At 72.9% G+C, this 19,682-nt stretch carries 19 protein-coding genes and 1 pseudogene; 6 read left to right on the top strand and 14 right to left on the bottom strand.

The window, feature by feature from the left end:
* Positions 1-48: 48 nt before the first annotated feature.
* The 11 genes from F4559_RS03750 to F4559_RS03700 form a co-directional block, all read right to left on the bottom strand.
* Positions 49-1,413: a peptide MFS transporter gene (locus tag F4559_RS03750; RefSeq protein ID WP_184666175.1), complete on the bottom strand. Its 1,365-nt coding sequence runs from the start codon at positions 1,411-1,413 to the stop codon at positions 49-51.
* A complete protein-coding gene (locus F4559_RS03745) occupies positions 1,410-3,209 on the bottom strand; it encodes an AfsR/SARP family transcriptional regulator (protein WP_184666174.1) in 1,800 nt (599 codons plus the stop codon). Before F4559_RS03745 ends, F4559_RS03750 begins: the two co-directional genes overlap by 4 nt.
* 302 nt (positions 3,210-3,511) lie before the next feature.
* Positions 3,512-3,826 (bottom strand): antibiotic biosynthesis monooxygenase family protein, encoded by a 315-nt coding sequence (locus tag F4559_RS03740; RefSeq protein WP_184666173.1) that lies wholly within the window; start codon positions 3,824-3,826, stop codon positions 3,512-3,514.
* Positions 3,823-4,143 carry an antibiotic biosynthesis monooxygenase family protein gene (locus F4559_RS03735; RefSeq protein ID WP_184666172.1) on the bottom strand — a complete coding sequence of 107 codons (321 nt, stop codon included), beginning with the start codon at positions 4,141-4,143 and terminating at the stop codon, positions 3,823-3,825. The genes F4559_RS03740 and F4559_RS03735 overlap by 4 nt, the downstream gene beginning before the upstream one ends.
* Entirely contained in the window at positions 4,143-5,351 is a 1,209-nt protein-coding gene (locus F4559_RS36195) for an SDR family oxidoreductase (protein ID WP_312865468.1), read from the bottom strand. The genes F4559_RS03735 and F4559_RS36195 overlap by 1 nt, the downstream gene beginning before the upstream one ends.
* Positions 5,348-5,614: an acyl carrier protein gene (locus F4559_RS03725; protein WP_184666171.1), complete on the bottom strand. Its 267-nt coding sequence runs from the start codon at positions 5,612-5,614 to the stop codon at positions 5,348-5,350. The genes F4559_RS36195 and F4559_RS03725 overlap by 4 nt, the downstream gene beginning before the upstream one ends.
* A 36-nt stretch (positions 5,615-5,650) precedes the next feature.
* Positions 5,651-6,859 carry a ketosynthase chain-length factor gene (locus F4559_RS03720; protein WP_184666170.1) on the bottom strand — a complete coding sequence of 403 codons (1,209 nt, stop codon included), beginning with the start codon at positions 6,857-6,859 and terminating at the stop codon, positions 5,651-5,653.
* Positions 6,852-8,105, bottom strand: coding sequence for a beta-ketoacyl-[acyl-carrier-protein] synthase family protein (locus tag F4559_RS03715; protein WP_184666169.1), 1,254 nt, complete (start codon positions 8,103-8,105; stop codon positions 6,852-6,854). Before F4559_RS03715 ends, F4559_RS03720 begins: the two co-directional genes overlap by 8 nt.
* Positions 8,102-8,524, bottom strand: coding sequence for a cupin domain-containing protein (locus F4559_RS03710; RefSeq protein ID WP_184666168.1), 423 nt, complete (start codon positions 8,522-8,524; stop codon positions 8,102-8,104). Before F4559_RS03710 ends, F4559_RS03715 begins: the two co-directional genes overlap by 4 nt.
* Positions 8,521-8,856: a TcmI family type II polyketide cyclase gene (locus tag F4559_RS03705; protein ID WP_184666167.1), complete on the bottom strand. Its 336-nt coding sequence runs from the start codon at positions 8,854-8,856 to the stop codon at positions 8,521-8,523. Before F4559_RS03705 ends, F4559_RS03710 begins: the two co-directional genes overlap by 4 nt.
* Positions 8,857-9,105: 249 nt before the next feature.
* Positions 9,106-9,741: a TetR/AcrR family transcriptional regulator gene (locus F4559_RS03700; RefSeq protein ID WP_184666166.1), complete on the bottom strand. Its 636-nt coding sequence runs from the start codon at positions 9,739-9,741 to the stop codon at positions 9,106-9,108.
* A gap of 110 nt (positions 9,742-9,851) precedes the next feature.
* Here F4559_RS03700 and F4559_RS03695 point away from each other — a divergent pair, with 110 nt between their 5' ends.
* The 4 genes from F4559_RS03695 to F4559_RS03680 all read left to right on the top strand — a co-directional run bounded on the left by F4559_RS03695 (position 9,852) and on the right by F4559_RS03680 (position 14,193).
* Complete coding sequence (locus tag F4559_RS03695; protein ID WP_184666165.1) at positions 9,852-11,243, top strand: MFS transporter; 1,392 nt, start codon at positions 9,852-9,854, stop codon at positions 11,241-11,243.
* Positions 11,244-11,352: 109 nt separating this feature from the next.
* Complete coding sequence (locus F4559_RS03690; protein ID WP_184666164.1) at positions 11,353-12,471, top strand: sensor histidine kinase; 1,119 nt, start codon at positions 11,353-11,355, stop codon at positions 12,469-12,471.
* Entirely contained in the window at positions 12,464-13,555 is a 1,092-nt protein-coding gene (locus tag F4559_RS03685; RefSeq protein WP_184666163.1) for a hypothetical protein, read from the top strand. The genes F4559_RS03690 and F4559_RS03685 overlap by 8 nt, the downstream gene beginning before the upstream one ends.
* Positions 13,543-14,193 (top strand): response regulator, encoded by a 651-nt coding sequence (locus F4559_RS03680; protein WP_184666162.1) that lies wholly within the window; start codon positions 13,543-13,545, stop codon positions 14,191-14,193. Before F4559_RS03685 ends, F4559_RS03680 begins: the two co-directional genes overlap by 13 nt.
* A gap of 1,076 nt (positions 14,194-15,269) precedes the next feature.
* Here F4559_RS03680 and F4559_RS03675 read toward each other — a convergent pair.
* The 3 genes and pseudogenes from F4559_RS03675 to F4559_RS03665 form a co-directional block, all read right to left on the bottom strand.
* The gene (locus tag F4559_RS03675; RefSeq protein WP_184666161.1) at positions 15,270-16,304 is read right to left on the bottom strand and encodes an LLM class flavin-dependent oxidoreductase; all 1,035 of its coding nucleotides are present in this window, start codon (positions 16,302-16,304) and stop codon (positions 15,270-15,272) included.
* A pseudogene (locus F4559_RS03670) lies at positions 16,301-16,780 on the bottom strand (LLM class flavin-dependent oxidoreductase); the annotation flags it as partial. The pseudogene F4559_RS03670 and the gene F4559_RS03675, both read right to left, overlap by 4 nt.
* Before the next feature lie 54 nt (positions 16,781-16,834).
* Positions 16,835-17,206, bottom strand: a complete 372-nt coding sequence (locus F4559_RS03665; RefSeq protein ID WP_184666159.1) for a MerR family transcriptional regulator — start codon at positions 17,204-17,206, stop codon at positions 16,835-16,837.
* A gap of 59 nt (positions 17,207-17,265) precedes the next feature.
* Here F4559_RS03665 and F4559_RS03660 point away from each other — a divergent pair, with 59 nt between their 5' ends.
* A complete protein-coding gene (locus F4559_RS03660; protein ID WP_184666158.1) occupies positions 17,266-18,408 on the top strand; it encodes an MFS transporter in 1,143 nt (380 codons plus the stop codon).
* 242 nt (positions 18,409-18,650) lie between these two features.
* On the top strand, positions 18,651-19,628 hold the full coding sequence (locus tag F4559_RS03655) for an LCP family protein (RefSeq protein WP_184666157.1): 978 nt from the start codon (positions 18,651-18,653) through the stop codon (positions 19,626-19,628).
* The last annotated feature ends 54 nt before the right edge of the window (positions 19,629-19,682 follow it).

Below are 19,682 nucleotides of genomic sequence, written 5' to 3'. Positions count from 1 at the left end.
GGTGTCTGAACGTATGACTCGCGGTGTCCGAACGTATGACTCGCGGGTTCAGGGGCGGAAGAGGACGAGGCCGAAGACGGTGGCCACCGCGCCGAAACCCAGGAAGTACAGGGAATCGGGCACGACGTCGACGATCCGGGCGACCTGCGCGGCCACGACCACGCCCGCCGCCACGAACAGCCAGCTCAACCCCACGAACCGGCCCTCGTACCCCGCGGGTGCGGTGCCCGCCGCCGCGCTGAGCACGATCGGCCCGATCGCCAACTCGCCGCACGCCAGCAGCAGGTACACCGCCACCAGCCACCACGGCGCGACCGGACCGTCCACAGCGGACCGACCGGCCCACGCCATGATCAGGAACGCCGCACCGGCCAGCACCAGCCCGGCGGCGGCCTTCGCCTCGGGTCTCCCGCGCACCCGCAACCACAGCCACGCCGCCACGGGCGCTCCCAGCAGCAGGAACAGCGGCGGCAACGACTGGAACCACCCGGTGGGCACGTCGAACCCGAGCACGACCCGGTCGGTGCGGTCCCGCGCGAACAACGTCAGCAGCGCACCACCCTGGGCGAACAGCCCCCAGAACACCGCCGCCGCGCACATCAGCACCACCAACGGGCGCAACGACCGACCGGTCCGCACGCGCAACAGCCGGACCACCACGAACGGCAGCACCAGCGCCACGACACCGACCACGGCCACCACCCACGGGACGGTGAACCCGGCCGCCACGACACCGACGACCGCCACCGCGCACACGACCGCGAGGAGTACCCGCTGCCGGGTCACGTCGACCCGCCGGGCGGGCGGCGCTCCGACGTCGCCCAGCCGGTGCATCGAGCGCGCGTACCCGACCACCCCGATCCCCATGCCCAGCGCCGCGACGCCGAACGCCGCGTGCCACCCGACCCGGTGCGCGAGCAGTCCCGTGATCAGCGGCGCGATCAACGCGCTGACCTGGACGCTCATGTAGAACACCGACATCGCGGCCTCGCGCCGACCGCTGGAGGACCGGTGGTGCTGCCCGATCATCGCCGCGATCGCGGGCTTCACCAGCCCCGTGCCGACGACCACCAGGCCCAGGCCCGCCGTGCCCGTGGGCAACGCCAGCACGAGGTGCCCGCAGGCGATCACGATCCCGCCCACGAGGACGGCCCGGCGTTGGCCGAGCACCCGGTCGGCGATCCAGCCGCCGGGCACCGCGGCCATGAAGCTCAACGCCAGGTACGTGCCGAACCCGGCCGCCGCCGCACCCGGCGTGAGCCCGAGCCCGCCCCGCTCGACGGGTGCCGTCAGGTACAGCGTGAGGATCGCGAGCATGCCGTAGAAGCTGAACCGCTCCCACACGTCGACCAGGAACAGCACGCGGAACCAACCCGGTCGGACCTCGACGCCCGGCAGTGCCGGGGCGCTCACGCGAACTTCCGCACGTCCGGCGCGGGCCGGACCGGACGCACGCAGCCGCGCACGGCCAGGCGCACCGGACGCGGCACGCGGTAGTGGAACTGGTCGGGCCCGATGGTCACGACCTCCGCGAGGTGGTGCTCCACCAGGGATTCCAGCACCTCCTCGGCCACGCCCGGCGACGTGCCGAGCACGGCCGCCGCGGCCGTCGGCGTCAGCGGCACGGCCGCCGCGGGCGCGAGCGTGTGGAACGCGGTGCGCACGGCGTCGGCCAGCAGGTCGCACGTGGTGCCGACGGACTCGCCGAGCCCGGTCCACACCGCCGGCTTGTCCTCGCGCAACAGCCGGGCCAGCGGCCAGTGCGCGCGCACCCGCAGCACGGCCGCCGCCGCGCGCAACGCCAGCGGGAGACCGCCGCAGAACTCGACGAGCCGGCGCGCGTCGGCCAACTCCCGGCGGACCCGGGGGCTGCCGAGTTCGCGCACCAGCAGGGCCAGCGCGTCCGGGTCGGCCAGCGGCGCGAGGTCGACGACCCGGCTCACCGCCGCGCTGTGGATGCGCCGCCGTGACGTCACGATCGTGGCGCAGCCGGACCCGGCGGGCAGCAGGTGGGTGAGCTGGTCGGTGTCGACCACGTCGTCCAGCACGACCAGCACCCGTCGTCGTGCGGTCCAGCTGCGGAACAGGTCGCTGCGCTCCTTGAGGTCGTCGGGCAGTTCGCGGTGGCAGGCGCCGCGCAGGAACGCGGCCAGCACCTCGGCCGGACCGACGTCGCCCAGCCGGGCGTACAACTGTCCGTCGGGATAGGTCTCGCACAGCAGGTGCGCCGCGTGCAGGCCCAACGCCGTGCCGCCCGCGCCCGGCGGGCCGGTGACCACGACGACCGGCGCGACACCGCCGGGCCGCCGCCTGACCAGCACGTCGCGCACCTCGCCGAGTTCGCGTTCCCGGCCGATGAGCCCGGACACGGTCGGCGGGAGCTGGGCGGGCGGCTCGACCGCGGCGGCCCGCGTCGTCGGGCGCAGGAACGACGATTCGAGCGAACCGTCGGCGTCGAGGACGCGCCGCTGGAGGCGGCGCAGTTCGGCCGACGGTTCCAGGCCCAGCTCGGCGGACAGGCTGTCGCGCGTGTTCTGGTAGACGCGCAACGCGTCGGACCGGCGGCCCGCCAGGTACAGCGCGAGCATGAGCCGGCCCTGGAAGCCCTCGTGCGTGGGTTCGGCGGCCACCAGGTTGGTCAGCTCGCCGATGACGTCGTGGTGGCGGCCGAGCTTGAGGTCGGCGTCGACCCGCACCTCGACCGCGCTCTTGCGCAACTCCTCCAGGCGCACGATCTCCGAGCGCAGCAGCGGGCCCGCGGGCACGTCGGCGAACGCGGGTCCGCGCCACAGGTCCAGCGCCCGGCGCAGCACGGCGGCGGCCTCGTCGACCCGGTCGGCGGCGAGTCCGGCGCGGCCGAGCCGGGCGAGCCCGGTGAACTCGACCGCGTCCACCGCGTCGTCGGGCAGGCGCAGCAGGTAGCCGCTGGGCTGGGTGGTGAGCGCGACGGCCTCCTCGCGTGGACCGCCGTCGCCCGGGTTGCCCAGTCGCATGAACTTGCGCAACTGGTACACGTAGGTCTGCAAGGTGGTCATCGCGCTGGCCGGTGGTCGTTCCGGCCACAGTTCGTCGATGAGTTGGTCGGTGCGGATGAGCCGGTTGGCCGACACCGCGAGCACCGCCATGACCTGGCGCAGCTTCGGTGCCGTGGGCGTCACGACGACGCCGTGATGAGAAACGCGGAAAGGCCCCAGTACGTCCACGCGCATGCGTGTTCCCCCTAGTCGATCAGCACTTCGCGGTGGCGCCCATGACGGCTTCCCCGGCCGACGCGATCGCCCCCGCGAGCGCGTCGGAGAAGCCGCAGGTCGCGCAATTGATCCCCCTCGATCAATGCCGAACCGCCGACCCAGCCTAGCGAATCCGATCGGGTTTCGGTGAGATCGCGACGCGCCCGTCGAAATGAATCACCGGCGAATCCGCCCCGCCGATCCCTGATCGGAAAAAGTCTCGCGTGCCTGGTGACGATGGGTAGTCACCAGGCACGCGCGCACCACCGGACAATCCGGGGTCAGTACCCGCCTCCATCCGGACGATCCACCCGGTACACCGCGAATGGAACCTCAAGTCGTCCGTCCCGGAACTTCCGCAGCGGCGCGGTCGCCGCCCGGTGGTCATTTCCGCGTTCCCACGCGCCGAATGCTTCGAAGTCGGTCCAACTGCTGGCCACGACGAATGCCGTCGGATCTTGTGCCGATTCCAGGAGTTCGTGGGAGATCAATCCCGGCACGCCGCGCAGCGCCGCGCTCGCCTCCCGGTACGCGGCACGGACGGCGTCACCGTCCGTGCCGCGGTAGTACACGAACACCCGGACCGAGCCGATCACCGACCACTCCGTGACCGACCCCCGCCGAGCGCGGCCACCACGGTCATGGTCGTCATCGACCCACCGGACCGGAACGGGTGCAGCCGGGTGCGGTGCCGCAGGTGCCCCTCGCTGGTCTCGAAGTCCCGGAACCGCGGCTCGTCCACCCAGTCGCTGGTGATGTAGTAGATGCCCGGCTCCTCCAGGCTGCGCGCGAGCCACTGGCCGAGGTTGGCCGGGTGGCCGGTCACCGCGTCGCCGATCTCGCGCCACACGCGTTCGAAGTCGGCCTCGTGGCCGGGCTTGATCTCCATGCGCAACTGCACCCGGAACACCATCAGGAGATCCCCCCGCCGACGTGCAGCACCTCGCCGGTCACGTAGCTCGACAGCGGCGAGACCAGGAACAGCACCGCGCCGCCCACCTCGTCGGGTTCGCCGAGCCGGCCCAGCGCGGTCTTCTCCCGGTACCGCGCGCGGAGCCCGTCGCGCGCGTCGCGCGGCATGGCGTGCAGCACCTCGGTCTCGATCACGCCCGGTGCCACCACGTTGACCCGCACGCCCTGCGGCCCGAGTTCCTTGGCCAACGACAGCGCGAGGCCCACGACCGCGGCCTTCGACGCCGTGTAGTGCGCCCGCAGCGGCACGCCCACCTCGGCCACCTTGGACCCGATGAACACGACGGACGCGCCGGGCGAGAGCAGCGGCAACGTGTGCTGCGTGACCAGGTGGGCCGCGGTCAGGTTCACGTCGATGATCCGCTGCCACTCCCGCACCGGCAGTTCCCGGTACGGCAGGTGACTGATCACGCCCGCGTTGTTCACCACGGCGTCGAGCACGCCGAACCGGACCTCGCACTCGTCGACGAGCCGTTCGACGTCCTCCACCTTCGACAGGTCCGCGCGCACCACGTGATGGGTGCCGGGCAGCCCCTTCAGCTCGCGCTCCAACGACCGCGCGGCGGCCTCGTCGTCGCGGTAGCAGGTCAGCACGTCGGCACCCGCGCGGGCAAGCATGCGCACGATGCCGCGCCCGATGCCGCGCGTGCCGCCGGTCACCAGCACCCGGCGGCCGGCCAACCCGAAATCGGCGGGCAGCGGGCCCGCGCCGGCCTCGATCCGTTCCTTGATCAGTCCCATCTGCGTCACCGTGTTCCGGTTGATGCGCTCGGTCATGGCCTCGTCGTCGATCGGCGCGTCGGGCCGGACCCGGAAGTCCTGCACCCAGCGCAGCAGCACGCCGCCCGCCACCTCGCGGTACTCCCAGGTGATCTCCATGAACTCGAAGACGCCGGGCTCGACCCGCCGGGCCCGCACGGTCCTGGTCACCGGGTCGGGCGTGCGCTCGGACACCCAGCTCCACACGCGACCCTCGTCGTCGGGGTGCAGCGTGAGCCGGAACGTGGTCGTACCGTCCACTTCGGACAGTATCTCGGCGGACGCGTACTCGCTGAACAACTCCGGCCAGTTCGCGACGTCGTTGGTCGCCGACCACACGAGCGCGAGCGGCGCGTCGATCAGGATCGAGTTGTCGGTGTGCCCGATCACCGCTTGTCCCCCACCGGCTCCAGGTGCCGGGCGATGTAGTCGACGGCCGCGCGGGGCGTGGCCATCTCGGCGACCGCCTCGTCGGGCAGCTCGACGCCGTACTCGCGGCGCACCCGGCCGACGAGTTCGAACAGCGCCAGCGAGTCGTACCCCAGGTCCTCGAACGCCGTGTCGGCGACCGGGCCGTCCAGGTCGACCGCGTCGTCGACCCCCGCGCACGACTTCAGGATGCGGGTGAGATCCCGCAATGCGAACTCGGTCATCCCCTGTTTCCTCCCCCTACCAGGACTGTCTGCGTGTCAGGCCGCGCCGAGCACGACCGCCGAGGTGAACCCGCCGTACCCCCGGGCGAGCACCACGGCGGTCCGCACGGGTCTTTCGCGCGGCCGGTCGAGCACCAGGTCGAGGTCGTAGGCGGGCACGGGCCGCTCGACCCCCGCCGTGTGCGGCACGACCCCGTACCGCAGGGACATCAGGGCGGTGGCCACGTCCAGCGCGGCACCGCCGCCGTACAACCGCCCGGTCAACGTCTTCGGCGCGGTCACCGGCACACCGTGCGCGCCGAACACGGCGCCGATCGCCCGCGCCTCGGCCAGGTCCGCGGCGGGCGTGCCCTGCGCGTCGGCGAAGACCACGTCCACCTCCGACGGCCACACCCCCGCGTCGGACAGCGCCGCGCGCAGCACGCGTTCGAGCACGGGCGGGCGGTTCGAGCCGGGCGGCGGGTCGAACCCGGCGGCGTGGCCGCGCAGGACGCCGTACGGCCGGTCGTGGCCGCGGTCCCGGGCCGCCGACGCCTCCTCGGCGACCAGGATCGCGCCGCCCTCGCCGGGCAGATGGCCGGACGCGGCCACGTCGAACGGCCGGTACGCACCGTCGTCCACAGTGGACAGAAGTCCGGTGGGTAGCTGGGCGACCAGGCCGTACGGCGACAGGGACGCGTCCGTGCCGCCGGTGAGCACCAGCCGGCAGCCCGAGCGGGTCAGGCGGCGGGCGTGGTCGAGCACGTCGAGCCCGCCCGCCTGCTCGGCCGCGAGCACCGCGCACGGGCCGCGCATGCCGTGCCGGATCGACAACTGACCGGTCGTGGCCGCGTAGAACCAGGCGATCGACTGGTAGGCGCCGACGTGGTCGGGCCCGTCGCGCCAGAGGCGTTCGATCTCGCGCTGGCCGAACTCCGTGCCGCCGGACGAGCTGGACGTGACGACGGCCATCTCGTACTCGGGCACCGCCTTCGGGTCCACGTCCGCGTCGCGCAACGCCTCGTCGGCCGCCACCAGGGCCAGGTGCGTCCACCGGTCGGTCTGCGGCGCCAACCGGCCGGGCACGGCCTGCGCCACGCGCGGGTCGACGACCTGGCCCGCGTACCGGACCGGGTAGCCGGACGCGTCGAACCGGGAGATCCGGGTGATCCCGCTCTGTCCTTTAAGGACGGACGCCCAGTGCTCCTCGGCGGTCGAGCCGGTCGGCGCGACCACGCCGATGCCGGTGAAGACGAGGTCAGCCATCGCCGCGCCCCAGCACCATGGCGCTCTGGAAGCCGCCGAACCCGCTCGCCACCGACAGCACGGTGTCGACCCGGTGGTCGCGCGCGGTCGACGGCACGTAGTCCAGGTCGCACTCGGGGTCGCGGGTGCGCAGGTTGGCCGTGGGCGGCACGACCTGGCGGTCCAGCGCGAGCGCGCACGCGGCCACCTCGATCGCGCCGATGGCGCCGAGCGAGTGGCCGACCATGGACTTGATCGAGCTGACCGGCACCCGGTACGCGTGGTGGCCGAGGCTGCGCTTGAACGCGGCCGTCTCGTGTCGGTCGTTCTGCTTGGTGCCCGAGCCGTGCGCGTTGACGTAGTCGACCGCACGCGGGTCACGACGGGCCTCGGCGAGCGCGGCGTCGATCGCCTCGGCCATCTCCCGGCCGTCGGGCTTGAGACCGGTCATGTGGAAAGCGTTGCTGCGCGCGGCGAACCCCAGGACCTCCCCGTAGATCCGGGCACCGCGGGCCTGTGCCGCGTCCTTGTGCTCCAGCACCAGCACGGCCGCGCCTTCGCCGAGCACGAACCCGTCGCGGTCGGCGTCGAACGGGCGCGAGGCGTGCTCGGCGTCGTCGTTGCGCGGCGACGTGGCGCGGATGGCGTCGAAGCAGGCGGACGTGATCGGCGAGAGCGGCGCGTCGGTCGCGCCCGCGAGCACGACGTCGGCCCGTCCCTCGGTGATCATCCGGGCGCCGTGCGCGATCGCGTCGATGCCGGACGTGCAGCCGTCGGAGATCAACGCGACCGGCCCCTCGGCGCCGGCCTGCCAGGCGACCTCGACGGCCAGCGTGCTCGGCACCATGTGGCCGTACAGGTGGGGCACGGCGTACTCGTGGTCGATGTGCCACTCGCGCCCCTTGTCGGACAGCACGACGTACTCGCGTTCCAGCGCCATCGTGCAGCCGACCGCGCTGCCGATGCTCACGCCGATGCGATGCGGTGGCACATCGGCGATCCTCCGCCCGCTGTCCTCGACGGCCTCGCGCGCGGAGACGACCGCGAACTGGGCCGCCCGGTCCATGCGCCGGATCTCCCGGGGCGACAGGCCGTGGTCGGCCGGGTCGAAGTCGCACTCGGCGGCGATGCGCGACCGGAAGTCCTTGGCGTCGAACAGGGTGATGGCGCGCGTGGCCGTGCGGCCCCCGACGAGCAGGTCCCAGAACGGCTCGCGGCCGATGCCGCCCGGCGCGACCACGCCGATGCCGGTGACGACGGCGGTCACGGCGCACCGCCGACGTCCACGTTGGGCCGGGACTCGTCGCGGGGCGCCTCGGTGTCGACGTGGCCGAGTTCGGGGCGGGGCGCGAGCGGCGACAGGTGGAAGACCACGTGGGCGGGTGCCGTGCCGACGTTGACCAGGCGGTGGCGGACGCCGATCGGGACCAGCAGCGAGTCGTCGGCGCCGAGGTCCACGGGGTCGCCGTCGAGCCACAGGCGCAGCTCGCCGGTGACCACGTGGAGGAACTCCTCGGAGTACGGGTGGTAGTGCTCGGTGACGTGGTCGCCGGGCGCGAGGTCCAGCACGCCGCCGAAGCCGGAGCAGGCGCCGACCGTGCGGGGGCTGAGCGTCACGCGGATCTCGCCGCCCCGGCGGACGTTGGGTTCGACGGCGGTCGCGTTGATCTTGCGCGGGGCGTTCACCGGAGCCGTCCGTCCTGGGCGGTCCACCGGTAGAACGGGGTGGCCATGGCGTCGGCGGGTTCCTTCCAGTCCGGGTCGTAGGGCGACACGAACCGGGACAGCTTGGTGTTGACGTCCTGGTACAGCGCGGAATCCCGGTGCGCGTACAGGTTGCGGCGGATGTCCTCGTCGGCCTCCACGAGGTGGAAGTACAGGCCGTGGAAGCGGAACAGCGTCCGCCCGGTCACGCCGATGCGCGCGGGCAGTGCGGTGGCGTCGGACTCGGCGAAGACCTCGGCGACGGCGTCGGTGTCGCGCGGGTCGACCCTCGCGACGATGAGTGTGCGATGCACAACGACCTCCCGGATGGGTTGGTGCCGCGCACGACCGTCGCCGACCGGACTCGGGCCGGACTCGAAGGCCGGCAGGACCGCACACCCGAACGGCGGCGGACGGCCCGCGCACCCGGCACACCCGGTGCCCCGACCGGCGGGGAACCGGGGCGCCCGTTCAGCTTGACCGGAGGACGCGCACGTGGAGATCACCCGGAAGTGGGTGTCCGAACGCGTATTTCACGGTGTCCGAGTGGAGGACTCGCGGGATCAGGTGTCGTGGCGGTGGGGTTTGGGGGTGCGGCGGCTGATCTCCACCAGCTCGTCGAAGTCGACGGCGATGCCCTGCAGGATCATGTCGACGAAGTTGGCCGCCAGGTCCACCGTGAACCGGGACTCGAACACGCTCGCCTGGAACACCACGGACACCAGCAGGTCCACGACCAGCTCGGCGTCGTAGCCCGCGCGCAGGTGCCCGCGCTCGACGGCGCGCTGCACGGTCGCCGCCACCGCGCCCCGCACCGGCTTGATCAACGAGTCGACCAGGTGCCGGTGCAACTCCGGGTCCGCCGCGCAGTCCGCGACCAGCGGCGCCAGCACCCCCGGCGGCATCCGCCGCAGCAGGGCCGCCGCCAACAGCTCCACGCCCGAGATCAGGTCGCACCGCGTGCACCCGCTGTCGGGCACGGGCGGGGTCACCACGACGGTCACCAGGGCCGCGATGATCAGCTCCTGGCGGCGCGGCCACCGCCGGGACACCGACGGCTTCGTGGTGCCGGCGCGGTTCACCACGGCTTCGAGGCTGAACCCCGTGTACCCGTGCTCGCGCAACACGGCCACGGTGGCGTCGAGGATCGCGCGGTCGATCGCCGGGTCCCTCGGTCTGCCGACCACACGCCGTCCCACCGAGCAAGCATAGCGTGTGCGCCCGGTCACCTACCGCCCGCGAGCTGCGTCAAGTTACGATCCGTTCCGGCTCGTATTGAAATGTCCGCAATCCTGGATGCGAGGTGTCCATGAATACCGGTTCCTGGGGCGCGCTGCTACGACCGCCCCATCTCGCCGTGCTGACCGTCCTCGCGGGCGGCACGGCGTTGCACGCGATCAACATCTACCTGGTCACGGCCATGCTCCCGTCGGTCGTGGCCGACATCGGCGGCCTGCGCTACTACGCGTGGAGCACCACGCTGTTCATGTTCGCCTCGGTGGTCTCCTCCGCCCTGGTCCCCCGCTGCCTGTCCCGCCTGGGCCCGCGCGGCTCGTACCGGTTCGCGTTCGTCGCGTTCGGCATCGGCACGCTCGTCTGCGCGCTCGCGCCGGACATGGCCGTGCTCCTGGTCGGGCGCACCGTCCAGGGCCTGGGCGGCGGCCTGCTCGTCGGCCTGTCCTACGCGATGATCGGCGCCACGCTGCCGCCCGCCCTGTGGACGCGCGCGGCCGGCGTGCTGTCGGCCATGTGGGGTGTGGGCACGCTGGTGGGACCGGCGCTCGGCGGTGCGTTCGCGCAGCTCGGCCAGTGGCGTACGGCGTTCGGCGTGCTCGCGGGGTGCACGCTGGGCCTGATGCTGCTGCTGCGTTCGACGATGCCGGACGACCGCACGCGGACCGCGACCCCGGTCCCCGTCGCCAACCTCGCGCTGATCGCGGCGGCCGTGCTGCTGGTCAGCGCGACGAGCCTGTCCCACGAAGCGCTGGTGAACGTCGCGGGCGTGGTCGGCGCGATCGTCCTGCTGGGCGTGTTCGTGCACCGTGAACGCACGAGGGCCCCTCGGGTGTTGCCGCGCAAGGCGTTCACGTCCGGCTCGGCGCTGATCCCGTTGTACGGCACGCTGGTCGTCCTCGTGCTGGCCAGTACCACCGAGATCTTCGTACCGTTCTTCGGCGGACACCTGGGCGGTCTCGGCCCGCTGGCGGCCGGGTTCCTCGGCGCGGCGCTCGCGGCCGGGTGGACGGTCGGGTCCATGGTCAGCGCCGGACTCACCGGTCGCGCCCGCGCGCTCGTCGGCGTGGCGCCGCTGGTGTCCGCGCTCGGCCTGACCGGCTTGTCACTGACGTCGTGGTCGGCCGCGCCCGCGGCGTTGGTGCTGGTGTGGGCCGTGCTGCTGTTCGTCACGGGCTCGGGCGTCGGCATCGCGTGGCCGCACATGACCGCCACCGCCATGAACTCCGGCGACACCCCGCGGGAACAGGACACGGCCGCCGCGTCGCTGACGACCGTGCAGCTGGTCGCCACGTCGTTGGGCGCGGCGCTCGCGGGCACCGTGACCAACCTGACCGGCGTCGACGGGAACGCGGCGGACATCGCGAACTCCTCGCGGTGGCTCTACGGCGTGTTCGGGGCGATCGTGCTGACCGGCGTGCTGTTCGCGCACCGGACCGTGTCCTCGCGGACCACCGAACCGGTCTGACGCCGGAGACCCTTGGGGGAACGGACTTCCCGGAGGTCCGCTCGGGTGAACCCGCGACACGGACCCGTTTTCGGCGGCGACGCGATCGCGTCTTTGCGACGATCGTGGGATGACGGGCGCGGTCGAGGCGGAAGCCCTGCGGGTCGGGCGGCGGTACCTCCTCACCGGGCGGATCGTCGTGGTCGCGTGCGCGGGACTGGTCGGGATCGTCCAGGCACCGGCCGCGACCAGGGGTGCGGTCGCCGCCGTCGTCGCGGCGGCACTGCTGTGGCACGTGGTCCTGACCAGGCGTCCGGACGCGCGGTGGACGGTGCCGGGCGACACCGTGCTGCTGGTGCTGCTGTGCGCGTCGCAGCCGTTCACCGTGCCCGTGCCCGCGTTGGACGACAGCACGAACTGGGTGCTGGCGATCGTGTCGTTCACCGTGGTCGCGACGCAGTGGAACACCGGGATCGGCACCGGGGTCGCGGTCACGGCCGTCGCGGTCGCCGCGTACCTGACCGGTGCCGGCCTGGCCGACACCGGCACCGGCGTGTGGCCGGGCGACCTCCAGATCGGGCTGTGGACGTTCGCCGAATGCGGCCTGTCCCGCGCGCTGTGCGTACTCGTGCGGGCCGGTGCCCGCGTCGGCGACCGGGCCGCCGCCGAGGCCGAGGACGCCCGCCGGTCGGCCGCGCTCGCCGCCGCGCGCCGGGCCGACGAGCGCGAGCACCTGGCGACGCTGCACGACACCGCCGCCGCGACCGTGCTCGGCGTCGGGCTGGGCATGGTGCGCGGCGACGAGCCGTGGCTGGCCGCACGGGCGGCGGCCGACCTCGACGTGCTGGAAGGCCGGCTGTACTCCGAGGACGGCGACACCGACCTGGTGCGCCTGCTGGCCGAGGTGGCCCGGCACGCGCCGATCGCGGTGGCCACCACGGCACCGGCCGCGGTGCACCTGCCCGCCGCGCAGGCCGTGGCGTTGGCGCGCGCGACCCGTGAGGCGGTGACGAACGCGGCCCGACACGCGGCCGTCGACCGGGTGTCGGTCGTGGTCGCCGACGCCGACGGCGTGGTGTCCGTCGAGGTCCGCGACACCGGGAGCGGGTTCGACGTGACCGCGGTGCCCGAGGCGCGACGCGGCATCAGCGGGTCGATCACCGAGCGGATGCGGGCGGTCGGCGGGCGGTCGGCGGTCCACAGCGGAGCCTCGGGCACCGTCGTCCGCGTTGAGTGGCCGCGTGCCTGAGTCCACTGTGGATGGTTTGACGGTCGCCGCGCTGACCCGTGTGCTGCGGCTGGCCGTGGTGCTGGTCGGCATGGTGACGTTGATCGGCCTGGGCATCCCCGAGGTGCTCGCCAACACGCCGCGGTACGCGCACGTCGCGCTGGAGTGGGCGGCGGTGTCGGTGATCACCGTGGTGGCCGTGGTGCTGTGCGGCGTGCTGTGGGCCCGGTGGGAGCCGGGGTGGCCGCTGCGGATCACCCTGCTGGCGGCCGTGTACGGCGCGTCGTGGCTGGCGGTGGCGGGTGTGCCGGTGGAGTTGCTCGCGTCCGAGGCCGAGTGGTCCTACGGCCTGGTCGGCTGGTTCGCGCTGGCCCTGCTGATGGACCGCAGCCCGCTCGCCGCGGCCGTGTTCCTGTCGGCACACGCGTCCGTCGACGTCCTGAGACTGCTCTGGTACGACCAGGACCCGGTGCGCGGGTCGGTCGTGACCGTGCTCGTGCTGACCGAGCAGCTGACCGTGGTCGCCGCCGTCCGGGTGCTGCGGCGGATCGCGGACCGGGCGCGGGAGACGGCGGCGGCCACCGCGCGCGGGCGCACGGCCGAGGAGATCGCCGAACGCCTCCAGGCCGACCGACGCGCCCGCTACGCCGACCTGGCCGACACGACCGGTCCGCTGCTGGCCCGGATCGCCACCGGCCACCCGGTCGACGCCGAGACCCGACGGCGGTGCCTGGTAGAGGCGGCCCGGATGCGGCGGCTGTTCGCCGAGGACGACGAGGCCGCCGACCCGCTGCTGCACGAGCTGCGCGGGTGCGCCGACCTGCTCGACCGCCGGGGCGTCACGGTCTACATCGGCACCTGCGGCGACGGCCCGACCGTGCCCGCCGACGTGCGGCGCGCGCTGACGGACCCGATCATGCGGACCATGATCGCCGCCCGCGGCCGTGCCCGCGTGACCGTGCTCGGTTCGCCGGAGGAGGTGACGGTGAGCGTGGTGGCCGACGCCGACCCGGGCGAGGTGGCGGAGCGCCCGGCCGCCGGCGTGCGGGTGACCAGGTTCGACGACGACGGCCAGGTGTGGGTGGAGGCGACATGGCGTCCGTGACCAGCGTCGTCGTGGTGGACGACCACCCGGCCATCGTCGCCGGCATCGAGGCATGGTGCGCGGCGGCCGACCCGCCGATCGAAGTACTCGGCTCCGGCCCCACACCGGCGGCGGCCTGGACCGAACCCGGCCTGGGCGCGGACGTCGTCGTGTTCGACCTCCAACTGACCGGCTCGACTCCCGCGTACGGCGACCTGCGCAGGCTCGTGACGGCACGGCGCCGCGTGGTCGTCTACACCCTGCGCGAGGACCGCGAGTCCGTGCTGACGTGCCTGGACCTCGGCGCGGCGGCCTACCTGACGAAAACCGAGGGCCCGGCCCACTTCGTACCGGCCATCCGTGCGGCGGCCCAGGACCTCCCCTACACACCGCCCGTGATGGCCCGCGCGTTCGGCACCGACGACCGCCCCGACCGCCCCCGGCTGACGGCGCGGGAGGTGGACGTGCTGGTCAACTGGTTCGCGTGCGAGTCGAAGGAGATGGTGGCACGCAAGCTGAACATCAGCGTGCGCACCGTGAACACCTACATCGACAGGGCCAGGATCAGATACGCGGACGCGGGCCGACCCGCACACACGAAGGCAGCCCTCGTGGCACGGGCGATCCAGGACGGCCTGGTCAGGTTGGAAGATCTCTGAATGTGGGTCGAACACCCCTCAGCGTCCCGTGAAGAAGTAACTAATGTCGAGGACGCAAGGGGGAGGAGAACCACATGGGGGCATCGAGGGGGACCGGAACCCGTTCCGACCGGCAGGCGACAACGGTGCGAAACACGGACACCGAACCGCCACACGGACCGGAACCGCGCGCCGGAGGACAGACGCGAAGTCGCCCCACCACCCCGCATGCCGACCGGTCGAGGACGGGAAGGCCCGAACGCCGACCCCGGACCACCCGCCCGTGACCGGTCACGCGCGGAGCAGGGCAGGCCAAGCCGGGTAGGGGTCCACCGACACCGCCTGCGCCACCGCCGGCGCACGTTGGGGGGTACGCGGTGCCAGGACCCACGCCCGGCCGTCGGAAGGGTTTCCGACGATCCGGGGGGACCGGCCACCACTCCGCGCACAGCCGGCCACGACCACCGTCGTGGCCGGCTTTCCTTGAGCGGACACCAACAGCCACCACGGTCGGCCACCCGAACGAAAGTGCCTGAACGCACATTTCGCGGTGTCTGAACGCACAACTCGCGCGTTCACGAACCCGACCGGCACGGAGGCGGGGCCGAGGGCCGCGAGGCGCCCGCCACTCCCCTCTGGCGGCGGGACACCGAGCGATCCATCGACAAGCGCACCCCCCGCTTGACCCGATTCCCCGAACCCGCCCCCGCCACGGACGGCGGAGCCGACACCCCACCACCCGATCCGCCCCACCGACGACCGAGCCCACCGACGACCGAGCCCATTCCCGACAGCGGAGAACACCCACGAACCACCCCCGGCCACCCCGCCGAACTCCGGGCAGGCGAAATCGACCGACGAGCGAACGCCTCGATCACGAAGGAACAGCGGGTGCCACGCCACAGCGCGGCAAGTCCACGCGCACGATCATCGAAGCGGACCGGCCCGCATGGTTCCAGCGCAGGCCGATCCGCATCGCAGTAGTACTCCGCACACGGAAAACCACCGCCCACGCATTCCACCACCTCCGCACCCCACACTTTCAGGATGGCACGGCCGTCTCCGGCGGCGGCGGACACATAGTGGACAGATCAGAGTCAATCGCCGGTCGACAACACCCGCTCCCGCAACGACCCACTGCCGTACGCCTCCGGCACCACGCCCCGCCGACGCAGCTCCGGCACCAGCCCGTCGACGATCGCGTGCAGGTCGTGCGGCACGCTCGCGGGCCGCAGCCGGAACCCCGCGATCCCGGCCGAGTGCCAGGCCACGAGCAGGTCGGCCAGCTCACCCGGCGTCCCGGTGACGATCTTCGCGTCGGAGTCGGCCTCGGCACCGTCGAGGCCGTCGAGATGCCGACGCCGCAGATCCGCCGCACCCGGCGTGTCGTCCAAGTGCACCAACAGATCCGCGTACACCCGCAACGGTTCGGACCGCGTGCGCACCTTCGCCTCGGCTTCACGCACCTCACCGAGCACGTGCCCGACGTCGTCGAGCGAGAACGGCGTCACGAACACGATGTCGGCCCCCTTGGCGGCCAACTCGTAGGGAATCGGCGCGTGCGCGAGCGGCGCCACGAGCGTGTCGTGCGCACCGCGCACCGCTTCCAGGAACCCGGCCGCCTCCTCGAACAACGGCCGCAGCCGCAGCGAGATCGCCAACGGCCCACCCGCGACGTCCTCGGCGGTGAGCGCGACCGCCGGCCGCCGGCCGAAGTGCGCCGCGTCGTTCTCCCGCGCGGAAAGCTGCGGTCGCCACCCGGAGCGACCACCGCTGACCTGGTCCAACGCCGCGAACGCGGCGGCGATCGCGGCGGGGTCGGTGTGCGTGGCGTTCGCGGTGGGCACGAGACCGACGTGCCGGGTGTGCGGTGCGACGTGGGCCGCCACGAGCAGGGCGTCCAGGCGGCCGATCACGCGGTCGGTGCGCCCGTCCGGCCCGGTGAGCGGCGACTGGACGCCGAACTGGTCCTCGATGGTGACGAAGTCGATCCCGCCGCGTTCGGCGGCCTGGACCTGGTCGATCCAGTAGGGCGCGGTGAACAGCTCGTCGGGTCGCGCTTCGGGCAGCCGCCAGGCGGCCGGGTGCCAGCCCGCACCGTCCAACGCGACCGCCAACCGGATCGGGCTCATGCCGACTCCTCGATCAGTGCGGGGTGTCCCTGCGGGGGACGCGGGGTGACGAACCTGCCGGAGAGCGTGAGAAGCGCGCCTTCGTAGGCGAATTCGCCCGCGCCGGACCGGACGAAGGTCCCGGTGTCGCGGTCGGCGGGCAGGTCTTCCGCGTCCCAACTGTTCCACAGGGTACGGACCGCTTCGATGAACTCCCTGCGCCGCAAGGGGTCTTCGGACGGCCCGACCTGCCAGCCGGCACGTCCGCCGCTGAGGTGGTGGAGCGTGGCGACGCGGCGCGCGACCTCGTACGGCTGCGTGGTGTCCGGGTCGACGGCGACGACCAGTCCGATCTTCGTGGTCACGGCCGCGACGGCGGCGAGCCGGACGTCGTCGCCGACGAGGTGGTCGACCCCGAGGCGTTCGGCCTCGCGGGCGTGGTCGAGGGGGTCCTGGGCGGAAAGCTGTTGTGGCATGGCGGTTTCTCCTCCCTGCCGCGAGGCTAGGAACCGCCGGAATCGGCCGTCAACGCCGTCCGAGGCGTGGGACCGTCACGAAGGCTTCGCGCACGAACGCACCGCGGCGAGGTATTCGGCGATAGCGTTCCGGTTGCGCGTCAGGAACTCGATGCGCTCGGTCATGCGGCTCAGCTCGTGCTCCAACGTCGCGAGCATCTCCGGCGTGGCGTCGGGGAAGTGGATGATCCGGGGCTTGTCCAGGCAGGGCAGGATCTGCCGGATGATCCGCGTGGGCAACCCGGCGTCGAGCAGGCCCCGGATCTGGCGCACCCGGTCGACGAACCGCTCGTCGTACTCCCGGTACCCGTTGGCGGCGCGAGTGGACGCGAGCAGGCCCTGCTCCTCGTAGTACCGCAGCAGCCGTCGCGACGTGCCCGTCAACGCGGCCAACTCCCCGATCAGCATGTGCCCGTCCCCACATCCGTTGACCTTCACACCAGTGTGAGGCTTTCAGCATAAGAGCCATGGCAACCACGAGGTCCCGCCTGCCCGCCCTCCTGGCGCTGGCCACGGCCGCGTTCACCACCGTCCTGACCGAGGCCCTGCCCGCCGGGGTGCTGCCGGAGATGAGCCGGGGACTGTCGGCCGGCGAGTCGGCCACGGGCCAGCTCGTCACCGCCTACGCGGTCGGCACGGCACTGACCGCGATCCCGTTGTCCCTGGTCACGGCACGGTGGCGGCGGCGAGTCCTGCTGTTGTCCGGCGTCTCCGGTTTCGCCGTGGCCAACACCGTGACGGCACTGTCCGAGTCGTACTGGCTGACCCTGGCGGCACGGTTCGGCGCGGGCATCGCGGCGGGCGTGGTGTGGGCGTTGCTGGCCGGCTACGCGCGACGCCTGGTCCCGGAACCGTTGGCGGGCAAGGCGATCGCGATCGTGATGACCGGCATCCCGTTGGCACTGTCGTTGGGCGTGCCCGCCGGGACGGCGTTGGGCGAGGCGGTCGGCTGGCGGTGGACGTTCGGCGTGATGAGCGTGCTCGCCGCGGTGCTGTCGGCGTGGATCGCGTTGGCGGTGCCGGACTTCCCCGGTCTCCCGTCCGGCGGCCCGCCACCGCTGCGCGCGACGTTGGCGATGCCCGGCGTGCGGTGGACGCTGTTCGTGACGCTGGTTTTCGTGTTGGCGCACAACACTCTTTTCACCTACATCGCGTCCTTGCTGGACTATCACGGCCTGTCCGACGCCAAGGACTTGGCACTGCTCCTGTTCGGCATCGCGTCCGTGGTCGGCACGGCCGTGGTGGGCGCTTTGATCGACCGTGCGTCCCGGCCCCTGCTCTTCGCGTGCACGGTCCTGGTCGCGCTGGCGGCCTTGGCACTGGCCGCGCTGCCCGTGCCGCTCGTCGCGATCACCGTGTGGGGCCTGGCCTGGGGCGGCGTCCCGACCCTGCTCCAGACCGCCGCCGCGGTGGCCGCCGGTCCCTACGCCGACCCGGCGCAGGCCGCGTTGGTGACGTTGTGGAACGTGGCCATCGCCGCGGGTGGCGTGGCCGGCGGCGTGCTGCTGTCCCAGGCCGGACCCACCGCGCCCGCGTACACGGCGGCCGTGCTCCTGCTCTTCCTGGCTGCCGTCGGGCGCAGGAACCGCGAACCCGCACCGTCCCGGTAGACACCGGCTCCATCACGCTCGGCGCGTCGAGGAGGTCGACCCGCGAGCCGCCGGACCGGATGGCCGGCGGGCAGGGCCACCGGCACCGCCGGGTACCGGCCCGCGATGCCGAGAGCGGCACCGACCGTCGCCAGCCCCCGGGCCACCGGCCGCCCGGGTGACGGGCCCGTCGACACCCGGCGTCCGTCCTTTCGAGTGAGGCGGTCCGGCCACGCGCGGACGCGGGTGCGACGATTCCCCGCATGTCCGTGCTGCGAGCGGTGTTCCGGGTCCTGATCTCCGCCGCAGCCGTGGCGGTCCTGGTCGTCACCGGGTACACGTGGCACCTCAAGCACACGGCCGAGGTGACGGTGCAGCGCATCACCGGCGCGATCACCCCGACGGAACCGAAGAGCACCGACGGTGACGACGAGTCCACACCGGACGACCAGGGCACGACCATCCTGCTGCTGGGCTCCGACGCCCGGGTCGGCGCGGACGCGGGCAGCGGCGTCACCGGCGAACGCGCGGACGTGATCATGCTCGCGCGGATCGCACCGCACCGGGGCGCGGTCAACGTCCTGTCCATCCCGCGCGACTCCTGGGTGGACATCCCGGGCCGGGGCTACGCGAAGATCAACGCCGCGCTGGCCTACGGCGGCATCCCGCTGGCGGTGCGGACGGTCGAACAGGTGTCGGGCGTGCACGTCGACCACGTGGTGGAGGTCGGCTTCGGCGTGGTGCGCGAGCTGACCACGCTGCTCGGCGGCGTCACGGTCACGCTGCCCGAGGCGTCGACGGACCCGTTGACGAACACCACGTTCGACGCGGGCGAGAACGTCCTGGAGGGCGACCGCGCGCTGACCTTCGTCCGCCAGCGCTACGGCCTGCCCGGCGGCGACCTCGACCGGATCGCCCGCCAGCACCAACTGCTGTTCGGGGCACTGGCCCGGGTCCGCACGCTCAACCCGCTCGGTCAGCCGCTGCTGCTCGACCGGCTCACCCGGCTGGTCTCGTCGTCGGTCGCGATCGACGAGGGCCTGACCGTGACCGACCTGTTCACGCTGGCCGACCAGGTCAGCCGGATCGGCTCGGGCCGGGTCCGGTTCGCGACCGCGGCGGTGGCCTCGCTCGGCACCAGTCCCGACGGGCAGTCCATCGTCAACCTCGACGCCGACGCGTTCGCCGCCCAGTGCGCGGCGCTGGCGCGGGACGAGCCCATCCCGGCCGGTCGGCGCTGACGGCCGCGGGTGGTCGAGGCGGACCCGGTCACGCCCGGTCCACCAGGTCGTCGG

Source organism: Saccharothrix violaceirubra, from assembly GCF_014203755.1.
GTDB lineage: Bacteria > Actinomycetota > Actinomycetes > Mycobacteriales > Pseudonocardiaceae > Actinosynnema > Actinosynnema violaceirubrum.
The sequence above is the reverse complement of the archived record's forward strand: the minus strand, read 5'-3'. Positions and strand labels throughout refer to the sequence as shown.

Excerpts from the sequence above, each read along its gene's own strand:
- F4559_RS03660 (WP_184666158.1), top strand. The coding sequence starts at position 17,266 with ATGGCAACCACGAGGTCCCGCCTGCCCGCCCTCCTGGCGCTGGCCACG.
- F4559_RS03745 (WP_184666174.1), bottom strand. The coding sequence starts at position 3,209 with ATGCGCGTGGACGTACTGGGGCCTTTCCGCGTTTCTCATCACGGCGTC.
- F4559_RS03720 (WP_184666170.1), bottom strand. The coding sequence starts at position 6,859 with ATGGCTGACCTCGTCTTCACCGGCATCGGCGTGGTCGCGCCGACCGGC.
- F4559_RS03735 (WP_184666172.1), bottom strand. The coding sequence starts at position 4,143 with ATGGTGTTCCGGGTGCAGTTGCGCATGGAGATCAAGCCCGGCCACGAG.
- F4559_RS03675 (WP_184666161.1), bottom strand. The coding sequence starts at position 16,304 with ATGAGCCCGATCCGGTTGGCGGTCGCGTTGGACGGTGCGGGCTGGCAC.
- F4559_RS03725 (WP_184666171.1), bottom strand. The coding sequence starts at position 5,614 with ATGACCGAGTTCGCATTGCGGGATCTCACCCGCATCCTGAAGTCGTGC.
- F4559_RS03655 (WP_184666157.1), top strand. The coding sequence starts at position 18,651 with ATGTCCGTGCTGCGAGCGGTGTTCCGGGTCCTGATCTCCGCCGCAGCC.
- F4559_RS03680 (WP_184666162.1), top strand. The coding sequence starts at position 13,543 with ATGGCGTCCGTGACCAGCGTCGTCGTGGTGGACGACCACCCGGCCATC.
- F4559_RS03695 (WP_184666165.1), top strand. The coding sequence starts at position 9,852 with ATGAATACCGGTTCCTGGGGCGCGCTGCTACGACCGCCCCATCTCGCC.
- F4559_RS03690 (WP_184666164.1), top strand. The coding sequence starts at position 11,353 with ATGACGGGCGCGGTCGAGGCGGAAGCCCTGCGGGTCGGGCGGCGGTAC.
- F4559_RS03665 (WP_184666159.1), bottom strand. The coding sequence starts at position 17,206 with ATGCTGATCGGGGAGTTGGCCGCGTTGACGGGCACGTCGCGACGGCTG.